Here is an 18,542-nt window from a genome sequence, read left to right as displayed (position 1 = left end):
CCGACGACTTCCGGCCTTCAGCCCTGGGGGAACCATGTCCGTCCGCAAGATCGTGATGATTCTGTACCGGGTACTCCTGCCGACCGGCTTCGCCCTGGTCCTGTGGGACGTCTTTCTGCCGGGCTATCCGTTCGGTTGGGGGTGGGCACTCCTGCCGCTGCTGGTGGCCTTTCCGCTCTGGATGTTCGTGAGCCGGACCGGGCCCCGGCGGGAGGTCCTCGACCATCCGCCGGTCGAGGTGGAGCCGCCGGTCAGGGGCCGTTGGTCCGCCATGAACAGCCCGGCCACGAAGGTGCCGAGCCACGGCACGCACGCGTACGGGCAGACGTACGCGATCGACATCGTGGCGGAGCCCGCCGAAGGGCACCGTCCCGCCTTCGCGAAGTTCTGGCCGATCGTCCGCCGCAGCCGCGCCTTTCCCGCCTACGACGAACCGCTGTTCGCCGTGGCCGACGCCACCGTCGTGCACGCGTCCGACTGGATGCGCGATCACCTCAGCCGCAACTCCCTTCCGGCGATCGCCTACTTGCTGCTCGTCGAGGGGACGGTCAGGGGGCTCGGCGGCGCCCCGTGGATCACCGGCAACCGCATCGTCCTCAACCTCGGCGACGAGGTGTACGCGATGTACGCCCACGTGAGGCGGGGCTCGCTCAAGGTCAAGCCGGGCGACCGCGTACGCGCGGGTCAGCAGATCGCCCGCTGCGGCAACTCGGGCAACTCCACCGAGCCACACGTGCACTTCCAGCTGATGGACAGCCCGGACCTCGACGCGGCCCGCGGAATCCCCTTCACCTGGAGCGAAGTCGGAGTGCCGGCCAACAAGGAAACGTTCACAGCAGCGCCCCAAAGGGGCGCGGGGAACGGCGCGACCAGCCACGACGAATCCGCAGACGAAGTACCCCCCTCCCAGCGGAGCGCATAGGCTCGCCGCCATGCCACCGGCCAAGAAGCGCACCCGTAGCTACGACCCGGCGAAGACCCGCGCGGCGGTGCTCGCCCAGTTCGGGAACGTACGGGAGGCGGTGCGCGGCCTGACCCCCGAGCAGCTGGCCGGGCCGACGCGGCTCGGGGACTGGACCGTACGGGAGCTGGCCGCGCACGTCACGATGGCCGCTGAGACCGTCAGCCGGAGTCTGGAGCGGGCCGAACCGGCGAAGGCTGAACTGACCCTGCTGGACTGGCCGTTCGCGACCGGCGCCAGGGCGGACGACATCGCCGAGGGCACCCGCGAGCTGACCCGGGCGAACCCGGACCTCGACGCGCTCTACGCCCACACGGAGCAGCGCCTCGCAGAGCACCTGGCGGCGGCCCCCGGCGCTCGCCTGCTCGCCGCCCGCACGGGTTCCATGACCCTCGCCGACTATCTCGTCACCCGCACGGTGGAGCTGGTCGTCCACACCGACGACCTCAACGCGGCCGTCCCGGGTCTCGACGTTTCGTACGACCGCCAGGCCCTCGCCGCCTGCACCCGTCTCCTCGCCGACGCGCTCGCCGCGAAGGCCCCCGGCGCCTCCACCGAGGTGCGCGTACCGCCGTACGCGGTCGTGCAGTGCGTGGAGGGCCCGCGCCACACCCGCGGCACCCCGCCGAACGTCGTCGAGACCGATCCGCTGACGTGGATCCGGCTCGCGACCGGGCGCCTGGAGTGGAAGGCGGCCCTCGACGAAGCGAAGGTCAGCGCCAGCGGCGAACGTGCCGACCTGGGCGGACTGCTTCCCCTCATGCGCTGACCCCGGCACCGACCCGGCGGCCGGCCCACGGGCCGGGCGTTGCGCGGCCGTTACCCGGCGAGGGAACCAAGCACCCCACCCGTCCCGTCAAAGCGGCATGCACACGCAGCGTCTCAACCTCAGCGCCCTCAACCCGCGGGTCGGCCTCAGCGCCCTGGCCGTCACCGGACTCCTCGCCACCGCCGCCTGCGGAACGGAAAGCGGCAGCGACGATTCCGGTTCCGGTTCCGTCGGTACCCGCCAGGCCACCGGGATCACCGGAAAGCAGTGGAACGTCGAGAGTGTGACGGTCGACGGCAAGACGCAGGACGCCCCGGCCGGCGCCCACATCGAGTTCGGCAAGGACGGCAAGGTGGGCGGCAACTACGGCTGCAACCACTTCGGGGCCTCCGCCGACATCGAGGGCGACACGATCAGGATCGGCGACGACACCTTCAAGACCGAGATGGCCTGCACCGCCGGCGGGACGATGGGCTTCGAGTCCCGGCTCGGCGGCATGATCTCCGGCAGCACGCTCAAGGCCGAGGTCAACGACGACAGGCTGACGCTCACCACGGAGAACGGGTACACCGTGAAACTCACCGCCGAGAAGCCCGCCGAGCTCTACGGCACCAAGTGGAACGTCACCACGATGACGAAGGGTGCCGTGAAGGGCGAATCGGGCGTGGCCCTGGCCTCCGAGGCCGAGGGCAAGGTCCACCTCACCTTCGACAAGGACGGCACGGTCGGCGGTCAGCTCGGCTGCAACAAGGTGACCGCGAAGGCGACGGTCGGCGACGGCACTATCACTCTGGGCGCGCCGGGCACCACCCGGAAGATGTGCTCCGCCTCACTCATGGACACCGAGAAGACGCTCCTGAAGCTCTTCGGCGGCACCGTGAAATACCAGCTGAAGGGCAGCACGCTCACGCTGACCAGCGAAAACGGCCAGGGCGTCGAAGCGGTCGCCGCCAAGTGATCCATTAGGGCCGCTGGATCCCCAATTCGGACCAGTGGTCGATCTCGCCTACACTCGGTGGCGTGCCACGTGGTGACGGTCGACTCAGTCATGATCTGCTCCCCGGCGAGAAAGGACCCCAGGACGCTTGCGGCGTCTTCGGAGTCTGGGCTCCCGGTGAAGAGGTCGCCAAGCTCACTTACTTCGGGCTCTACGCCCTCCAGCATCGAGGCCAGGAATCCGCGGGAATCGCGGTCAGCAACGGCTCCCAGATCCTTGTCTTCAAGGACATGGGGCTCGTCTCCCAGGTCTTCGACGAGGCGTCCCTCGGTTCGCTCCTAGGTCATATCGCGGTCGGTCACGCCCGCTACTCGACCACCGGCGCGTCCACCTGGGAGAACGCCCAGCCCACCTTCCGTGCCACCGCGCACGGCTCCATCGCGCTCGGCCACAACGGCAACCTGGTCAACACGGCCGAGCTCGCCGAGATGGTCGCCGACCTGCCCAAGCAGGAGGGCCGCACCCCGCGTGTGGCGGCGACCAACGACACGGACCTGCTCACGGCCCTGCTGGCCGCCCAGGTCGACGACGACGGCAAGCCGCTGACCATCGAAGAGGCCTCAGGCAAGGTCCTCCCGCAGGTCAAGGGCGCCTTCTCGCTCGTCTTCATGGACGAGCACACGCTGTACGCGGCCCGTGACCCGCAGGGCATCCGCCCGCTGGTCCTCGGCCGCCTGGAGCGTGGCTGGGTCGTCGCCTCCGAGTCCGCCGCCCTCGACATCTGCGGCGCCGCCTACGTCCGCGAGATCGAGCCGGGCGAGTTCGTCGCCATCGACGAGAACGGCCTGCGGACGTCCCGATTCGCGGAAGCGAAGCCCAAGGGCTGTGTCTTCGAGTACGTGTATCTGGCCCGTCCGGACACGGACATCGCCGGCCGGAACGTGTATCTCTCCCGTGTCGAGATGGGCCGCCGTCTCGCCAAGGAAGCCCCCGCAGAGGCCGATCTGGTCATAGCGACTCCGGAGTCGGGCACGCCCGCGGCGATCGGTTACGCGGAGGCGTCCGGCATCCCGTTCGGTGCCGGTCTGGTGAAGAACGCGTACGTGGGACGTACCTTCATCCAGCCTTCACAGACCATCCGCCAACTGGGCATCCGACTGAAGCTGAATCCGCTCAAGGAAGTCATCAAGGGCAAGCGCCTGGTCGTCGTCGACGACTCGATCGTGCGGGGCAACACCCAGCGCGCGCTGGTCCGGATGCTCCGGGAGGCGGGCGCGGCGGAGGTCCACATCCGGATCTCCTCGCCCCCCGTGAAGTGGCCCTGCTTCTTCGGCATAGATTTCGCCACCCGCGCCGAGCTGATCGCCAACGGCATGACGATCGAGGAGATCGGCACCTCGCTGGGCGCCGACTCCCTCTCGTACATCTCCATCGACGGCATGATCGAGGCCACGACCATCGACAAGCCGAACCTCTGCCGTGCCTGCTTCGACGGCGAGTACCCGATGGCGCTTCCGGACCCCGAGCTGCTCGGCAAGCAGCTCCTGGAGACCGAGCTGGCCGCCGGGCCCGCCGCCACGGCCGCGGCCGACGCGATCCGTCGCCCGTAGACAGCCCGAAACACCTGCTCACCTGCAGTACGACACGAAAGTTCTCACCGTCATGTCTGAGACAACTGGTGCCAGCTACGCAGCCGCGGGCGTCGACATCGAAGCGGGCGACCGCGCCGTCGAACTCATGAAGGAGTGGGTGAAGAAGACGCAGCGCCCCGAGGTCCTCGGCGGACTCGGCGGCTTCGCCGGCCTCTTCGACGCCTCCGCCCTCAAGCGGTACGAGCGCCCGCTGCTCGCCTCCGCCACGGACGGCGTGGGCACGAAGGTCGACCTCGCCCGTCAGCTCGGCGTGTACGACACCATCGGCCACGACCTGGTCGCGATGGTCATGGACGACATCGTGGTGTGCGGCGCCGAGCCGCTCTTCATGACCGACTACATCTGCGTCGGCAAGGTCCACCCGGAGCGCGTGGCGGCCATCGTGAAGGGCATCGCCGAGGGCTGCGTCCTCGCGGGCTGCGCCCTGGTGGGCGGCGAGACGGCCGAGCACCCCGGCCTCCTCGGTCCGGACGACTTCGATGTCGCGGGCGCCGGTACGGGCGTTGTGGAGGCCGACCGGCTGCTCGGCGCGGATCGCATCCGTACGGGTGACGCGGTGATCGCCATGGCGGCCTCAGGCCTTCACTCGAACGGGTACTCACTCGTCCGGCACGTCCTCTTCGACCGCGCGAAGCTGAAGCTCGACCAGCACGTGGCGGAGTTCGGCCGCACGCTCGGCGAGGAGCTCCTGGAGCCCACCAAGATCTACTCGCTGGACTGTCTGGCCCTGACCCGCACGACCGACGTGCACGCCTTCTCGCACATCACGGGCGGCGGACTCGCGGCCAACCTGGCCCGGGTGATCCCGGACGGCCTCCACGCGATCGTGGACCGCGCCACCTGGACCCCGGCCCCCGTCTTCGACCTCGTGGGCACCACCGGCCAGGTGGACCGCCTGGAACTGGAAAAGACCCTCAACATGGGCGTCGGCATGATCGCGATCGTCCCGGAGGAGTCCACGGATGTGGCCCTCGCCACACTGGCCGACCGAGGCGTGGAGGCCTGGGTGGCAGGCGAGATCACAGACCGGGGCGAACACGAGACGGGCGCGGCCCTGATCAACGACTACGCGCCCCGTTGACGGCAGCCCAGTAAAGGGCGCGGGGCCGTGCCGATATGCGGCCCCGCCGTGTGGGCGGTACCGGCCACGACGAACCCGCACCCTTCAGAGGCACCGCTCAGCCGAAGAAGCAGCGCAAAACCCGGTCCGGCAGACTTCTCCGGACCGGGTGAAGCGCAGCTAGAAAGACAAGCTCAGCTGGAGCGTCAAGCGCCGCGGCGTTGAGACGTGGGACCGGACTCGTCGTCCTCGTCCTCGTCGTCGTTGTAGAGATCCGCGTACTGGGAGTACGGGTCGTCTTCCTCGTCGTCGTCCTCGAACGGCTCGCCATTCGGCGGCTGTTGCGAAGTCGAAGCGCCCAGCTCATTGGCCAGACGCGAGAGGTCAGTCCCGCCGCTGCTGTACTTCAGCTGGCGGGCGACCTTCGTCTGCTTGGCCTTTGCCCGGCCGCGCCCCATGGCTCGACCCCCTCGGATACGGGGCTCGACGGCCCCAGAGTCTTGACACGCGTTCATGATCTGGAACGGGCTCTCCGTGGAGAGACCGGTCCGTAGGGCTTCCACGGTACCTGAGCCCACGCCCATACGGTACGTCGCCCGCAGGACGCGCCTGGTCCCAGAACCCTCGGGGTGCCCTGTCCCCGCTGGTCAACCGCGATTTTAACCTCTTCTTGGCGAACGACCCGCCGACGAACGTGAGAGTTCTCTCCAACACCCGCCGACGGGTACCCGCCAGACGTCCCGGACAGGCCCTCGGGACCTCAGGGACGGCGTGCCTCCGCCATGCGGTGTTCGGCGATCCGGTCGGCCGCGGCGGCCGGCGGAATCCCGTCCTCCTTCGCACGTGCGAATATGGCCAGCGTGGTGTCGAAGATCTTCGCGGCCTTCGCCCTGCACCGCTCGAAGTCGAATCCGTGGAGTTCGTCGGCGACCTGGATGACACCGCCGGCGTTCACCACGTAGTCCGGCGCGTAGAGGATCCCGCGGTCGGCGAGGTCCTTCTCGACGCCGGCGTGCTCCAGCTGGTTGTTGGCCGCACCGCAGACGATCTTCGCGGTGAGCACCGGCACGGAGTCGTCGTTCAGGGCGCCGCCCAGCGCGCAGGGGGCGTAGATGTCCAGCCCCTCCACCCGGATCAGCGACTGCGTGTCCGCGACGGCCGTCACGCCGCCGGACGGGTGCTTGTCCAGAATTCGCCGTACGGACTCCGCCCTGACGTCCGTGATCACGACCTCGGCGCCGTCCTCCAGCAGATGCTCGACCAGGTGGTGCCCGACCTTGCCCACGCCCGCGATGCCGACCCTGCGGCCGCGCAGCGAGGGGTCGCCCCACAGGTGCTGTGCGGAGGCCCGCATGCCCTGGAAGACACCGAAGGCCGTCAGGACGGACGAGTCGCCCGCGCCGCCGTTCTCGGGGGAGCGTCCGGTCGTCCAGCGGCACTCGCGCGCCACGACGTCCATGTCGGCCACGTACGTACCGACGTCACACGCGGTGACGTAGCGGCCACCGAGCGAGGCCACGAAGCGGCCGTACGCGAGGAGCAGCTCCTCGCTCTTGATCTGTTCGGGATCCCCGATGATCACGGCCTTGCCGCCGCCGTGGTCGAGCCCGGCCATGGCGTTCTTGTACGACATCCCGCGGGAGAGGTTCAGCGCGTCGGCGACGGCCTCCTCCTCGCTCGCGTACGGGTAGAAGCGCGTGCCGCCGAGGGCGGGGCCCAGGGCGGTCGAGTGGATGGCGATGACGGCCTTGAGGCCACTGGCTCGGTCCTGGCAGAGCACGACTTGCTCATGGCCGCCCTGATCCGAGTGGAACAGGGTGTGCAGGACGCCGTCGGATACGTCGGTCACGGTGGTGACTCCCAGTTAGGAAGCGGCGGTTGGGGCGGCCTCCGTACGGGTGGCGGAGGTCTGTGTGGCATGAGATTAGAGCCTGGACACGACCGTCATCCGCGCAGTGGTCAGGATCACCCTCTCGCGGAGTACGGTCACGATGGGGCGTGGGACGATTTGCAGTGTTTTCCCGCACTCCTGTGAGCGGGTTTCACGGGTTTTCCGTCGGGTCGGCGGGGGAGGGAGCAAGCGTGCCCAAGGTGTCCTCGTTGATCGTCCCGTACGCGTCCTATCTGCGCGTGTACGAACCGCTCGCGGCCTTCCCGGAGCCGGAGCGCGGCCACTGGGCCCGCTACGCGCGCCGGCCCGACCGCCCCTCGTACCAGGACGAACTGCGCCGGTCACTGGCCGACTTGCTGCCCACCCCGCCGATCCCGGTGCCGGTGCACGAGAGCGGTGACGCGTTCGTCGCGGATCTGGACGGCGTCCTGTGCGTGTGCCCCTGGCGGACCCGGCTGCGCGGCTGGCAGGCCCTGGGAGACCTGGCGGAGGAGCTGCCGGGGCCGGTCCTGGAGGCGGTGCTCCCGGCGGTCGTACGCCATCAGGCGACCCAGGACTACGAGCGCTGGCTGACCCGTAACCCCGACGCCCGGCCCTGGATCCGCACGTCGACCTGGCAGGTCCCGCTGAACTGGTTCGTGCTGGTGTCGGACGAGGAGCGCGAGTACGACAAGGGAACCGGCTCCGGGGATGGCCAGGAGGCGGCGGAGGACGCTCCCGTCCTGCGCTACCGGACGCCGATGGTGCAGGCCCGGCGGCGCGTGGCGCGGGGCCTGCGGACGCTGCGGGACGCCCTGGACGAGGGGCCGCTCATCGACGGCCTGGTGGACGTGGGGCGTTGGCTGGAGGAGTTCCACCCGCGCTCGCTGGTGGAGCTCGACTACGGCGGCCTGGTGCACGTCCTGCCGGCCGGGGAGCTCGACGGCGACCATTCGGCGGCCGACGTCGCCGAGGGCATCGAGGCGCTGCGTACGGGCGACGGGGCCGGAGCCGGCGAGGCGTACGGCCGGCTCGTGGAGCGGTGGCGCTCGGTACGGGACCGTCGCTCGGCGAACTGAGGCCGAGGGGCCGAGGGGCCGAGAGATCTTCCGAGGGCCCCTGAAGCCGGGACTCCGAAGCAGGGACCCTGAAGCAGGGAGTCCGCATACTGGAGGTCCGCATACCGGCGTCGGAGGTTCGCTCGCTGGGGCGGGACATGACCTGTGGGACTGATGGTCCCTGTGCGTCACGGGTTCTGACAGGACGTAAGTCCCTATCCGGGTCGTACGGGGTAAGCGTGACGGACGGCACTAACGCGGACCTTGCGCCTAACGCCCCTCCTCATGCCAAAATAGGACAAGGAGTCCGGGGAGGGCTCCTTCTGCCCACGTATGGGTGGAATCTCAGCATTGCACGCTATGGGGGGTCTGTTGACTCCTGATCGCCCTGTGACTGATCGTCACAGCGGCGTGACTGTCCGCTATGGCATGGTCCATCGGCTTCCGTCGCTGATGAACACCTGGGAGGGCAATTCCATCGGTTTGGCCGACGCGGCTGGACAGATGGTGTAGTTGTAGTGCCGAGGACAAGCCGTTCGTCCTATAACCGACTCGACCCGCATCCGCCATTTCGGGCAACGCGGGTCAAGGTGCAGAATTTAGAGGAAAGAACCGAGAAGGTTCGGTTCTCCCGAGGAGGCCGCTCATGACCGCTCGCACCCCTGATGCCGAGCCGCTGCTGACCCCCGCTGAGGTTGCCACGATGTTCCGCGTGGACCCGAAGACGGTGACGCGGTGGGCGAAGGCCGGCAAGCTCACTTCGATCCGCACGCTCGGCGGCCATCGCCGTTACCGCGAGGCCGAGGTTCGTGCCCTGCTCGCGGGTATCCCGCAGCAGCGCAGCGAAGTCTGAACAACAACTACATAGCAGGGCATTTCGGCAGGTCCCCTAACTTGTCGGACTGCCCGAACCCAAGCTCCAAGCGACGCGGATCCTGCCCCAACGGGGTCCACGCCCGAGCGAGAACCACAAGCAACAAGGGTGCGTCGTAGATCGCGCTGGACTCCGCCGGGTCCAGCGCGATCTTTTTTGTGCGCCGATGGTGTGCCGGCGGCGTCCGGTCATGTGCTGGTCATGGGGTGCGCACAGGGTGTGGGGCCGTTCTGTGAGCGGCCTTGTCGCAGTCTGGGGAGACCTGTCGGATCAGCTGTGTGTGGCCCTGGCGTGAGGTGCAATTGCACATATTAAATTGACCAGTTGTAGGTGGGGGGTAAGTTCCGCAGGTTTGAAAACTTATGCGGTGACACCCGTCACACGTCATGGTCCTTGTTGTGAGTGGCGTTTCTGCGCTAGAGGAGGCAGTGCGCATCTGGCGTCGCCCGAGGGGCAGTTGGGGCGCGGAGCGTCGAGCGGTCCGCTCACGCCGGGGAGGTGCTCTCGTCCTCGTAGGAGGTCTCGGGGCTCTCCTGGTCGTAGGGAGCGCTCTCGGAGGCCAGTCTGAGGAGCCGGTGGCAGATCGGGCAGTGCCTTGTCCGATGGCGGTAGCCGGAGGCGGCCGACAGGTGGGCGCGGAGCAGGGCTCGCGTCTCATGTCGAGCTGTCGCCGCCATGGTCACCTCCGGTGGGGTGTGCGGTGGGGTGTCTTCGGCCCTGGTTTTTAGGTACTGGGGGAATGTGACGGCGTCAAGCCCGGGCCGTGCGGGGTGCGCTGCGCGGGGCTTGTGGGGTTTGGGTGGCCGTCTGTTGCCGGGTGCGGGGGGTTTCTTGGGGGTGCGCCCAGAGGGATGGGGCTTGGGGTGGGGTCGCGACTGCCTGCCGGTGGGGGCTTGTCGCGCAGTTCCCCGCGCCCCTTGAGGGGCGCACGAAGAAGGCCCCGCATCCTTGCGGATGCGGGGCCTTTCATCTGATGCGGTCCTGACGGGATTTGAACCCGCGGCCTCCACCTTGACAGGGTGGCGAGCACTCCAAACTGCTCCACAGGACCAGGTTTCGCAGTGCGGATCTTGCGTTGCGCTGCGAGACAGGACTCTACAGGAGGGTGAGCCCCCTGGGCGAACTCACCCACTGTGCAGGCGCCGTTACGGGACGGCGGCGTCGATCGCCTTCACGATGCGCTTGTCGGAGACGGGGTACGCGGTGCCCAGAGCGTGGGCGAAATAGCTGACGCGGAGCTCCTCGATCATCCAGCGGATGTCCAGGACCGAGGAGGGCACGGGACGCCCCTGCGGCATCTGTTCCAGGAGCCAGGCGTACTCGTCCTGCATCTCGTGGACCTTCTCCATACGGCTCGTGTCCCGCTGGACGTTCGTCGGCATCTGCTGGAGCCGGCGGTCCGCGGCCACCAGATAGCGCATCAGGTCCGGCAGCCGCCGCAGACCCGTCTCCGTCACGAAGCCGGGCTTCACGAGGGCGTCCAGCTGCTTGCGCACGTCCGTGAGGTTCGCGAGCAGCACGGCACTCCGTACGCCCTTCAGGCGGCGCTCACAGGCCTGCCAGGCGGCCAGGACCTGCTGCACCTGGTCGACCGTACGGACCGTCGTGTCGACGATCTCCGCGCGCACCTTCTCGTACAGCTTGCGGTACGACTCCTCGTCCCAGGCCGGGCCGCCGAAGTCGGCGATCAGCTTGTCGGCGGCGGCCGTCGCGCAGTCGTCGAAGAGGGCCTGGACCGAGCCGTGCGGGTTCGCGGACAGGGCCAGCTTGTGGGCGTTCGTGAGCTTGTCCGAGGCGAACTTCGCCGGGTTCACCGGGATGTTGCGCAGGATGAGCCGCCGCGTGCCCTTCCACATGGCCTGCTGCTGCTCGGCCTCGGTGTCGAAGAGGCGTACGGAGACGGTGCCGGCCGCCGGTCCGTCGTCGACCAGGGCCGGGAACGCCCTCACCGGCTGGCCGGCCCGACGCGTCTCGAAGACACGGGTGAGGGAGCCGATGGTCCAGTCCGTGAGGCCCTTGCGTTCCAGGGACTCGCCGCCCTCCCGCTCGGCCGTCGCCGCCGCGGCCTGCGAGATCGCCTGGCGCGCCTTCGGCTTCAGGCGCAGCTTCAGGGCCTCCAGGTCCTTGTCCTCGGCCAGCTTGCGACGCCGCTCGTCGACGATCCGGAAGGTGATCTGCAGGTGGTCGGCGACCCGGGACCAGTCGAAGTCGTCGGCCGTGAAGGGAACGCCGACCATGCGCTTCAGCTCGCGCGCCATCGTCGTCGTCAGCGGCTCCTGCAAGGGCACCGCCCGGTCCAGGAACCGCTGGGCGAAGTTGGGGGCCGGGACGTAGTTCCGGCGGATCGGCTTCGGGAGGGAGCGGATCAGCTCCGTCACGACCTCCTCGCGCAGGCCCGGGATCTGCCAGTCGAAGCCCTCGTCCGTGACCTGGTTCAGCACCTGGAGCGGGACGTGGACGGTGACGCCGTCCGCGTCCGCACCTGGCTCGAATTGGTAGGTCACCCGGAACTTCAGCGGGCCCTGGCGCCACGTGTCCGGATAGTCGTCCTTGCTGACGTCCCCGGCCCGCTCGTTGATGAGCATCGACCGCTCGAAGTCGAGCAGCTCGGGCTCTTCATGGCGCTTGTGCTTCCACCAGGAGTCGAAGTGCGCGCCCGACACGACGTGCTCGGGCACCCGCTCGTCGTAGAAGTCGAACAGCGTCTCGTCGTCCACGAGGATGTCGCGGCGCCGGGCGCGGTGCTCCAACTCCTCGACCTCGGTGAGGAGTTTGCGGTTGTCCGCGAAGAACTTGTGGTGCGTACGCCAGTCGCCCTCGACCAGTGCGTTGCGAATGAAAAGCTCGCGGCTGGCCTCCGGGTCGATCCGCCCGTAGTTGACCTTCCGCTGGGCGATGATCGGCACGCCGTACAGCGTGACCTTCTCGTACGCCATCACCGCGGCCTGGTCCTTCTCCCAGTGCGGTTCGCTGTACGTGCGCTTCAGCAGGTGTTCCGCGAGCGGCTCGACCCACTCGGGCTCGATCCTCGCGTTGACCCGGGCCCAGAGGCGGGACGTCTCGACGAGTTCGGCGGACATCACGAAACGCGGGGGCTTCTTGAAGAGGGCCGAGCCGGGGAAGATCGCGAACTTGGCGCTCCGCGCGCCCAGATACTCGTTCTTACCCGTGCTTCTGCCGCTCTCCCCGCCGGTCTCCTTCACGTCCTTCATGCCGATGTGGGAGAGCAGGCCGGCGAGGAGGGAGAGATGGACCTGCTGGTCCGGGGCGTCGTCCTCGTTCGGATGGATGCCCATCTGCTTGGCGACGGTCCGCAACTGCGTGTAGATGTCCTGCCACTCGCGGATCCGCAGGAAGTTCAGGTACTCCTGCTTGCACATCCGGCGGAAGGACGACGAGCCGCGCTCCTTCTGCTGCTCGCGCACGTACCGCCAGAGGTTGAGGTACGCCAGGAAGTCGGACGTCTCGTCCCTGAAGCGGGCGTGCTGCTGGTCGGCCTGTGTCTGCTTGTCGGCCGGGCGCTCGCGCGGGTCCTGGATGGAGAGCGCGGCGGCGATCACCATGACCTCGCGCACACAGCCGTTCTTGTCGGCCTCCAGGACCATCCGGGCCAGCCGCGGGTCCACTGGCAGCTGGGCGAGCTTGCGGCCCCGCTCGGTGAGCCGCTTGCGGGCGTCCTCTGAAGAAGTGGGGGGCCGCGAAGCGGCTCGTTGAGGGGTGGTGGTCGGGTGACGGGTGGGCGGGTCCAACGCGCCCAGTTCCTGGAGGAGTTGGACGCCGTCGCGGATGTTGCGGTGGTCCGGCGGGTCGATGAACGGGAACTTCTCGATGTCCCCGAGCCCGGCCGCGGTCATCTGGAGGATGACGGACGCCAGGTTCGTACGGAGGATCTCGGCGTCGGTGAACTCCGGACGCGCGAGGAAGTCGTCCTCCGAATAGAGGCGGATGCAGATGCCGTCGCTGGTGCGGCCGCAGCGACCCTTGCGCTGGTTGGCGCTGGCCTGCGAGACCGGCTCGATGGGGAGGCGCTGGACCTTCGTGCGGTGGCTGTATCTGGAGATACGGGCGGTGCCCGGGTCGATCACGTACTTGATGCCCGGGACGGTGAGGGACGTCTCGGCGACGTTGGTCGCCAGAACGATCCTGCGGCCGGTGTGCTGCTGGAAGACGCGGTGCTGCTCGGCGTGCGAGAGGCGGGCGTAGAGGGGGAGCACCTCGGTGAAGCGGTAGTTCCTCTTCGTGATCGCGTCCGCGGTGTCGCGGATCTCCCGCTCGCCGGAGAGGAAGACGAGGATGTCCCCCTTGCCCTCGCCCTGGAGCTCCTCGACGGCGTCGCAGATCGCGGTGATCTGGTCGCGGTCGGAGTCGTCGCCCTCCTCTTCGAGGAGCGGTCGGTAACGGACCTCGACCGGATACGTACGCCCGCTGACCTCGACGATCGGGGCGTCCCCGAAGTGCCGGGAGAAGCGCTCGGGGTCGATGGTCGCGGAGGTGATGACGACCTTGAGGTCGGGGCGCCTGGGCAGCAGCTGGGCGAGGTAGCCCAGCAGGAAGTCGATGTTGAGGGACCGCTCGTGGGCCTCGTCGATGATGATCGTGTCGTACGCGTACAGCTCGCGGTCCGTCTGGATCTCGGCGAGCAGGATGCCGTCCGTCATCAGCTTGACGAAGGTGCCGTCCGGGTTCACCTGGTCGGTGAAGCGCACCTTCCAGCCGACGGCCTCGCCCAGCGGGACGTCGAGCTCGTCCGCCACGCGCTCGGCGACGGTGCGGGCGGCGATACGGCGGGGCTGTGTGTGTCCGATCATGCCGCGGACGCCGCGGCCGAGCTCCATGCAGATCTTGGGGATCTGGGTGGTCTTACCGGAACCGGTCTCGCCGGCCACGATGACGACCTGGTGATCGCGGATGGCCGCCGCGATGTCGTCCTTCTTCTGGCTGACCGGGAGCTGCTCGGGATAGGTGATGGCGGGCACGCGCGAGGCGCGCTCGGCCATCCGGGCCTCGCCCTTGGTGACCTCCGCCTCGATCTCGGCGAGGACGGCGGCCCGGGCCTCGGGCTTACGGATCTTGCGCGCGCCTTCGAGCCTGCGCCCGAGCCGCTGCGCGTCGCGCAGGGACAGCTCGGTCAGGCGGGGGGCGATGGCGCCGAAGGCGGGGGCAGGAGTCGTTGACATACGCCCTCCAGGATCTCACCTCGGGGAAACGAGGGGCGAACGCTTTTGTGCGGGCATACAACAAGGCCCCGATCCGGGGATCGGGGCCTGTGCTGTGGCTGGGGCCGGGGTCGAACCGGCGACCTACCGCTTTTCAGGCGGTCGCTCGTACCAACTGAGCTACCCAGCCGAGAGATTCACGAGGAATCTCAGCGGTCCTGACGGGATTTGAACCCGCGGCCTCCACCTTGACAGGGTGGCGAGCACTCCAAACTGCTCCACAGGACCAAGCTGTTGTGTCCGAACAGTGTCGCACACGGGATTGCGTGTCCCCAACGTGATTCCGTCTGCCACCGACGTCGGGAAGGTGATTCCCGGTGAGGGTGGAGGTGCTGGTCAGCTGGGGTGACGTCGCTGAAGCAGCGTATCAGAGGATGAGCGGTGGGCTGAAAACGTGCTGAGTGCGGGGCAGGTGACCCGGGGGGAGGGTTCCGCGCGGGACGGCGACGTGTGACGGTCATGCGTACGGACCGGTCGTGATGCCGATTTTCCCAGCTGCGTTCCGGGCGGCCAGCCGGGCCTCGTGACGGGTTTCGCCGGTGGCGAGGACGTAGCACAGGCGGTCGGTGTTCGAGCCGGTGGTGGTGACCGTGTCGCCGACGGCGGTGGAGCAGACGACGTCGTGGACTCCGGGCGATGTGCGGGCGGCGTCGATTCCTTCGACGGCTTCGACACGGCCGTCGGCCGGGATCGTGAGGTGGGCGAGGCAGGCCGCGCCGTCGGCCCGCGGGGGCAGCAGCGGGAGGCCGAGGTAGCCGCGCAGCACCTGTTCCGCGCAGGAGGCGCTGGTGGCGAGGTCGATGGCCCGGTGGATTCCGGCGCCGACGAGACGGGTGTTGATCTCGACGAGGACCGGGCCGGTGTCGGTCAGTACGGCCTCGAAGTGGAAGGGGCCGTTGCGGTAGCCGAGCGCCTTGCACACGGCGGCCGCGTAGTCGTCCAGGTCGGGGTGGAGGGGCTCGGCCGAGAAGGCGACGCTGGTCTCGACGTAGTGGGGAGGCGGACTGAGGGTCCGGTCGGTGTGACCCCAAATCTCCAGCCGGCCGTCGACGGCCATGCCCTCGGCGCTGACCAGCGGACCCTGCAGCTCCTGTTCGCAGATCAGCCGGCCGGCCGGGGTCACCGCGTCTCCGTAGCCGGTGCGGCGCCGGTGTGCGGCGACCGCCTGCCGCAGTTCCGCGAGGGTGGCGGCTCGTACGGTGTCGAGGCTGGAGAAGCCGTCCACTGGTTTGACCACGGCCGGTGCCGGCAGCGGCATGGCCGCGAGGTCGTGGTGCGGGGCGATGACCGACCAGCGGGCGTTGTTGAGGCCGTGGTCGTCCAGCCGGGCGCGTACGGCGGCCTTGTCGTTCCAGCCGTTGGTCGGCCAGTCGGGGTTGGCCGTGTCGAGGCGGAGCCGGGTCGCCGCCTGCTGGGCGATGCCGGCGAAGGGGTCGGCCCAGCTGATGAGCGCGTCGAGTCGCCGGCCGGCCACGGCGTCGGCGACGCTGTCCGCGCTGGTGGTGTCGCAGTCGATCCAGGTGTCGACGAGTTCGCCGACGACCGGTTCCAGCCGGTCGCGGTGGGCGGTGACGACGACGGTCTCGCAGTGGAGCGCGCGTGCGGCGCGCAGCCCGGCGACGCCGTTGGCGCCCGGGGTCGGCCGGACGCCGGGCGGCAGGAGTTCGACGAACCCGACGCGTCCGCCGGTGCGCCGGTCGGGGGCAGCCATCACGGTGTCTCCTCGCTGGAGGGCAACTGGCGCATGTGACGGATCTCCTTGCGCAGCAGGAACGGCAGTCCGCTGACGGTGACCAGGCCCGCGGCGGCCAGGGCGGCGGCGAGCCCGGTGCCTTCGCCCCACACGTCGGAGGCCCAGCCGGCGAGGAGACCGCCGGCCACCGCTCCCACCGGGATGGTGCACAGGTTGATCGTGCGGGCGGTGGCGTGCACCCGGCCCAGGAGGTGGGGCGGGGTGATCAGCTGGCGCAGGGTGATGACGGTGATGTTCCAGACCGGCAGCCACAGTGCGGAGACGAAGGCGATGGCGATGACCACCGTGCTCGATCCGGTCGCCAGGGCCAGCGGGGCCCCGGCCCAGACGATTCCCTCGGTCGCGGTGGCGAGCAGGACGGGGCCGGCGCCCATGCGCTGGACGAGCCGACGGCTGACGACGGCGCCGAGCACGGCGGCCAGCGCCCCGGCGGTCAGGACGGCGGCGGCCAGTGCGGGGGACAGGTCCATGGCGCGGTAGAGGAAGAGCAGCAGGATGGTGTCGACCATGGCCATGCTGAAGTTGCGCAGGGCGGCGGCGGCCGAGAGCCATCGCAGGACGGGCGTACGCCACATGTACCGCGCGCCGTCCAGGATCTGCTTCCGCCAGGGGGCGCCGGTCGGGTCCGGTACGGCGGACTCGGGGGTGCGGATGGTGAGCAGGCCGGCCGCGGAGGCGAGGAAGCTGAGCGCGTTGGCCGCGACGGCGAGCGCGGGACCCAGCAGCTGGGTGACCGCGCCGGCGATGGCGGGGCCGCCCGCGCGGGCCACGCTGCTGGACATTTCGAGGCGCGCGTTGCCGAGCGGCAGGAAGTCGCGGCTGACCAGGCGGGGCAGGTGTGTCTGGTATCCGACGTCGAACACGACGGTGCACACGCTCGCGAGCGCCGCCGCGGCATAGAGGTGCCACAGCCCGAGCGCGTCCGTCAGCGCCAGCGCCGCGATGGACAGGAAGAGGACCAGGCGCAGCAGATCCGCGCCGATCATGAAGGGGCGGCACCTGACGTGATCCATGAAGGCGCCGACGAACAGGCCGAGCGCGGGAAAGGCGATCGTCGCCATCGCGTGCAGCACGCCGACCTGGGGCCCGGTGGCGTCCAGCACCAGAATGGCCAGGCTGGGCAGGGCGAACAGGGACACCTGATCGCCGACGAGGCTGATGCTCTGGCCCGTCCACATCCGGCGGAAGTCCCGGCGGCCCGTGTCCCGTGCGGTGACGTCCGTACCGACGGCGGCCGACCTCACCGCTCTCCCGGAGCGGACTCGTCGGGCGACGCGGGAGCGCACATCCCGAAGGGTCCTTCCATGCGGGTGACGATCACCTTGGCCACCGGCACCCCGGCATCGGGGCGGGTCAGGTCGACCGCGGTCACGGTGTGCCGGGAGCCGGAGGTGACGGCTCGCAGTACGGCACGGAGATCACCGGCCAAGGTGCCGGTGGCCAGCGTCGGCCGGTCCTGGAGGTCCATGTCGGCGGGCTCTGCGGCCAGTTCGTCCCAGACGGCGTCGATCAGCTCCGGCGCGCGGACCCGTTCGACCTCCTCGCGGCTGAGGTCGTCCCGGCTGCCGGCGATGTAGGTCAGACGTTTCTGGAGCGCTTCCTCGACCGCTCCGGCGAGGGCCGCCGCGGGAGAGGGGCGGCAGCTGAAGCCGTCGTGCACTCCGGCGTCCAGGTCTCCGTCGAGGCCCGGCGGAGCCAGTACGACACAGCCGTAGCAGGGCACCCCGGTGTGCGAGGTCACGTCCCAGGCCGCCAGGTGGAGACCCGCCGCGTCGATCATCCCGATCAGCCGCCGGCAGTCCGGGTCGTCCACCGTGTCCAGCCGCACTCGGTACGAGTCCGAGGAGGCACGCCAGCGGGACTCGGCGTCCCGCTCGACGACCTCGCACAGGCCGTGCAGCATCGCCTGCTCCAGGCTGTTTCCGGAGGCGAGGCCGTTGGAGTTCCTGGCGAGTCCGGGCTCGCCGAGCCGTTCGGCCACGAAGTCCATCGAGACGGAGTCGACCGGGACCCAGGTGGGCGCCCGGGTGGAGAGGTCGACTCCCCGTACCCAGGACCGTGGTTTATGCGGGTCGATCACCGCGCCGACGGCCCGGGGCAGTTCGGTCACGTCCAGGGCACGCTCGCCGTCGGCGGTGAGCTCGGCGGGGGTCGCGGTCCGGGTGGGCAGATCGAGGTGCTCCGCATGCCAGGTCTCGATGCTCTCCATCAGGGCGCCGACCTTGGCCGCGGCGGGAGTCGGGCCCTTCCCGATGCTCGTCACCAGCGAACGGGCCGTGGGCCGGAGCGCGAGACAAACCGGCAGACCGACACGGTCGAGGCCGGTCACATCGGCCAGCCGGGTTATCCCGATTCGCTTTCCCACGGGGCCGAAACGCCGCAATGTCACTTC

The 18,542-nt window shown here is 69.3% G+C and carries 14 protein-coding genes and 3 tRNA genes; 7 read left to right on the top strand and 10 right to left on the bottom strand.

The genetic code is table 11. The features are described from left to right. Nucleotides 1-34 precede the first annotated feature (34 nt). The 5 genes from OG718_RS27130 (at nucleotide 35) to purM (ending at nucleotide 5,400) form a co-directional block, all read left to right on the top strand. Nucleotides 35-922 (top strand): M23 family metallopeptidase, encoded by an 888-nt coding sequence (locus OG718_RS27130; protein ID WP_328845389.1) that lies wholly within the window; start codon nucleotides 35-37, stop codon nucleotides 920-922. A gap of 10 nt (nucleotides 923-932) precedes the next feature. Continuing rightward, nucleotides 933-1,730: a maleylpyruvate isomerase family mycothiol-dependent enzyme gene (locus tag OG718_RS27125; RefSeq protein ID WP_328845388.1), complete on the top strand. Its 798-nt coding sequence runs from the start codon at nucleotides 933-935 to the stop codon at nucleotides 1,728-1,730. A 97-nt stretch (nucleotides 1,731-1,827) separates the two neighbouring features. Continuing rightward, nucleotides 1,828-2,688 carry an META domain-containing protein gene (locus OG718_RS27120; protein WP_328845387.1) on the top strand — a complete coding sequence of 287 codons (861 nt, stop codon included), beginning with the start codon at nucleotides 1,828-1,830 and terminating at the stop codon, nucleotides 2,686-2,688. A 62-nt stretch (nucleotides 2,689-2,750) separates the two neighbouring features. Further along, nucleotides 2,751-4,277 (top strand): amidophosphoribosyltransferase, encoded by a 1,527-nt coding sequence (gene purF, locus OG718_RS27115; RefSeq protein ID WP_143643622.1) that lies wholly within the window; start codon nucleotides 2,751-2,753, stop codon nucleotides 4,275-4,277. Nucleotides 4,278-4,329: 52 nt separating this feature from the next. Continuing rightward, entirely contained in the window at nucleotides 4,330-5,400 is a 1,071-nt protein-coding gene (gene purM / locus OG718_RS27110; RefSeq protein ID WP_143643623.1) for a phosphoribosylformylglycinamidine cyclo-ligase, read from the top strand. Between the two features lie 185 nt (nucleotides 5,401-5,585). Here purM and OG718_RS27105 read toward each other — a convergent pair whose 3' ends face one another. Together OG718_RS27105 and OG718_RS27100 are read right to left on the bottom strand one after the other, a co-directional pair. After that, entirely contained in the window at nucleotides 5,586-5,837 is a 252-nt protein-coding gene (locus tag OG718_RS27105) for a DUF3073 domain-containing protein (protein WP_143643689.1), read from the bottom strand. A 302-nt stretch (nucleotides 5,838-6,139) separates the two neighbouring features. Then, nucleotides 6,140-7,228, bottom strand: coding sequence for a Leu/Phe/Val dehydrogenase (locus OG718_RS27100; protein WP_143643624.1), 1,089 nt, complete (start codon nucleotides 7,226-7,228; stop codon nucleotides 6,140-6,142). A gap of 233 nt (nucleotides 7,229-7,461) precedes the next feature. Between OG718_RS27100 and OG718_RS27095 the strand changes: the two genes are divergently transcribed. Next, nucleotides 7,462-8,328, top strand: a complete 867-nt coding sequence (locus OG718_RS27095; protein ID WP_306938840.1) for a hypothetical protein — start codon at nucleotides 7,462-7,464, stop codon at nucleotides 8,326-8,328. A 625-nt stretch (nucleotides 8,329-8,953) separates the two neighbouring features. After that, nucleotides 8,954-9,160, top strand: coding sequence for a developmental transcriptional regulator BldC (bldC, locus tag OG718_RS27090; RefSeq protein WP_027749187.1), 207 nt, complete (start codon nucleotides 8,954-8,956; stop codon nucleotides 9,158-9,160). A gap of 506 nt (nucleotides 9,161-9,666) precedes the next feature. Here the strand turns inward: bldC and OG718_RS27085 are convergent. From OG718_RS27085 to OG718_RS27050, 8 genes are all read right to left on the bottom strand, one after another. Further along, nucleotides 9,667-9,858, bottom strand: coding sequence for a DUF6274 family protein (locus OG718_RS27085; protein WP_143643627.1), 192 nt, complete (start codon nucleotides 9,856-9,858; stop codon nucleotides 9,667-9,669). Nucleotides 9,859-10,157: 299 nt separating this feature from the next. Next, nucleotides 10,158-10,232, bottom strand: a tRNA-Asp gene (locus tag OG718_RS27080). Nucleotides 10,233-10,326: 94 nt separating this feature from the next. After that, the gene (hrpA, locus tag OG718_RS27075) at nucleotides 10,327-14,358 is read right to left on the bottom strand and encodes an ATP-dependent RNA helicase HrpA (protein WP_328845385.1); all 4,032 of its coding nucleotides are present in this window, start codon (nucleotides 14,356-14,358) and stop codon (nucleotides 10,327-10,329) included. Nucleotides 14,359-14,453: 95 nt separating this feature from the next. After that, nucleotides 14,454-14,527 (bottom strand) — tRNA-Phe (locus OG718_RS27070). 23 nt (nucleotides 14,528-14,550) lie between these two features. Next, nucleotides 14,551-14,625 (bottom strand) — tRNA-Asp (locus OG718_RS27065). 229 nt (nucleotides 14,626-14,854) lie between these two features. Further along, entirely contained in the window at nucleotides 14,855-16,108 is a 1,254-nt protein-coding gene (locus OG718_RS27060; protein ID WP_328845384.1) for an ATP-grasp domain-containing protein, read from the bottom strand. Then, complete coding sequence (locus OG718_RS27055) at nucleotides 16,108-17,394, bottom strand: MFS transporter (protein ID WP_143643631.1); 1,287 nt, start codon at nucleotides 17,392-17,394, stop codon at nucleotides 16,108-16,110. The genes OG718_RS27060 and OG718_RS27055 overlap by 1 nt, the downstream gene beginning before the upstream one ends. Then, nucleotides 17,391-18,539 carry a YcaO-like family protein gene (locus OG718_RS27050; protein ID WP_328845383.1) on the bottom strand — a complete coding sequence of 383 codons (1,149 nt, stop codon included), beginning with the start codon at nucleotides 18,537-18,539 and terminating at the stop codon, nucleotides 17,391-17,393. Before OG718_RS27050 ends, OG718_RS27055 begins: the two co-directional genes overlap by 4 nt. Between the last annotated feature and the right edge of the window lie 3 nt (nucleotides 18,540-18,542).

This window comes from Streptomyces sp. NBC_00258 (assembly GCF_036182465.1).
GTDB lineage: Bacteria > Actinomycetota > Actinomycetes > Streptomycetales > Streptomycetaceae > Streptomyces.
The sequence above is the reverse complement of the archived record's forward strand: the minus strand, read 5'-3'. Positions and strand labels throughout refer to the sequence as shown.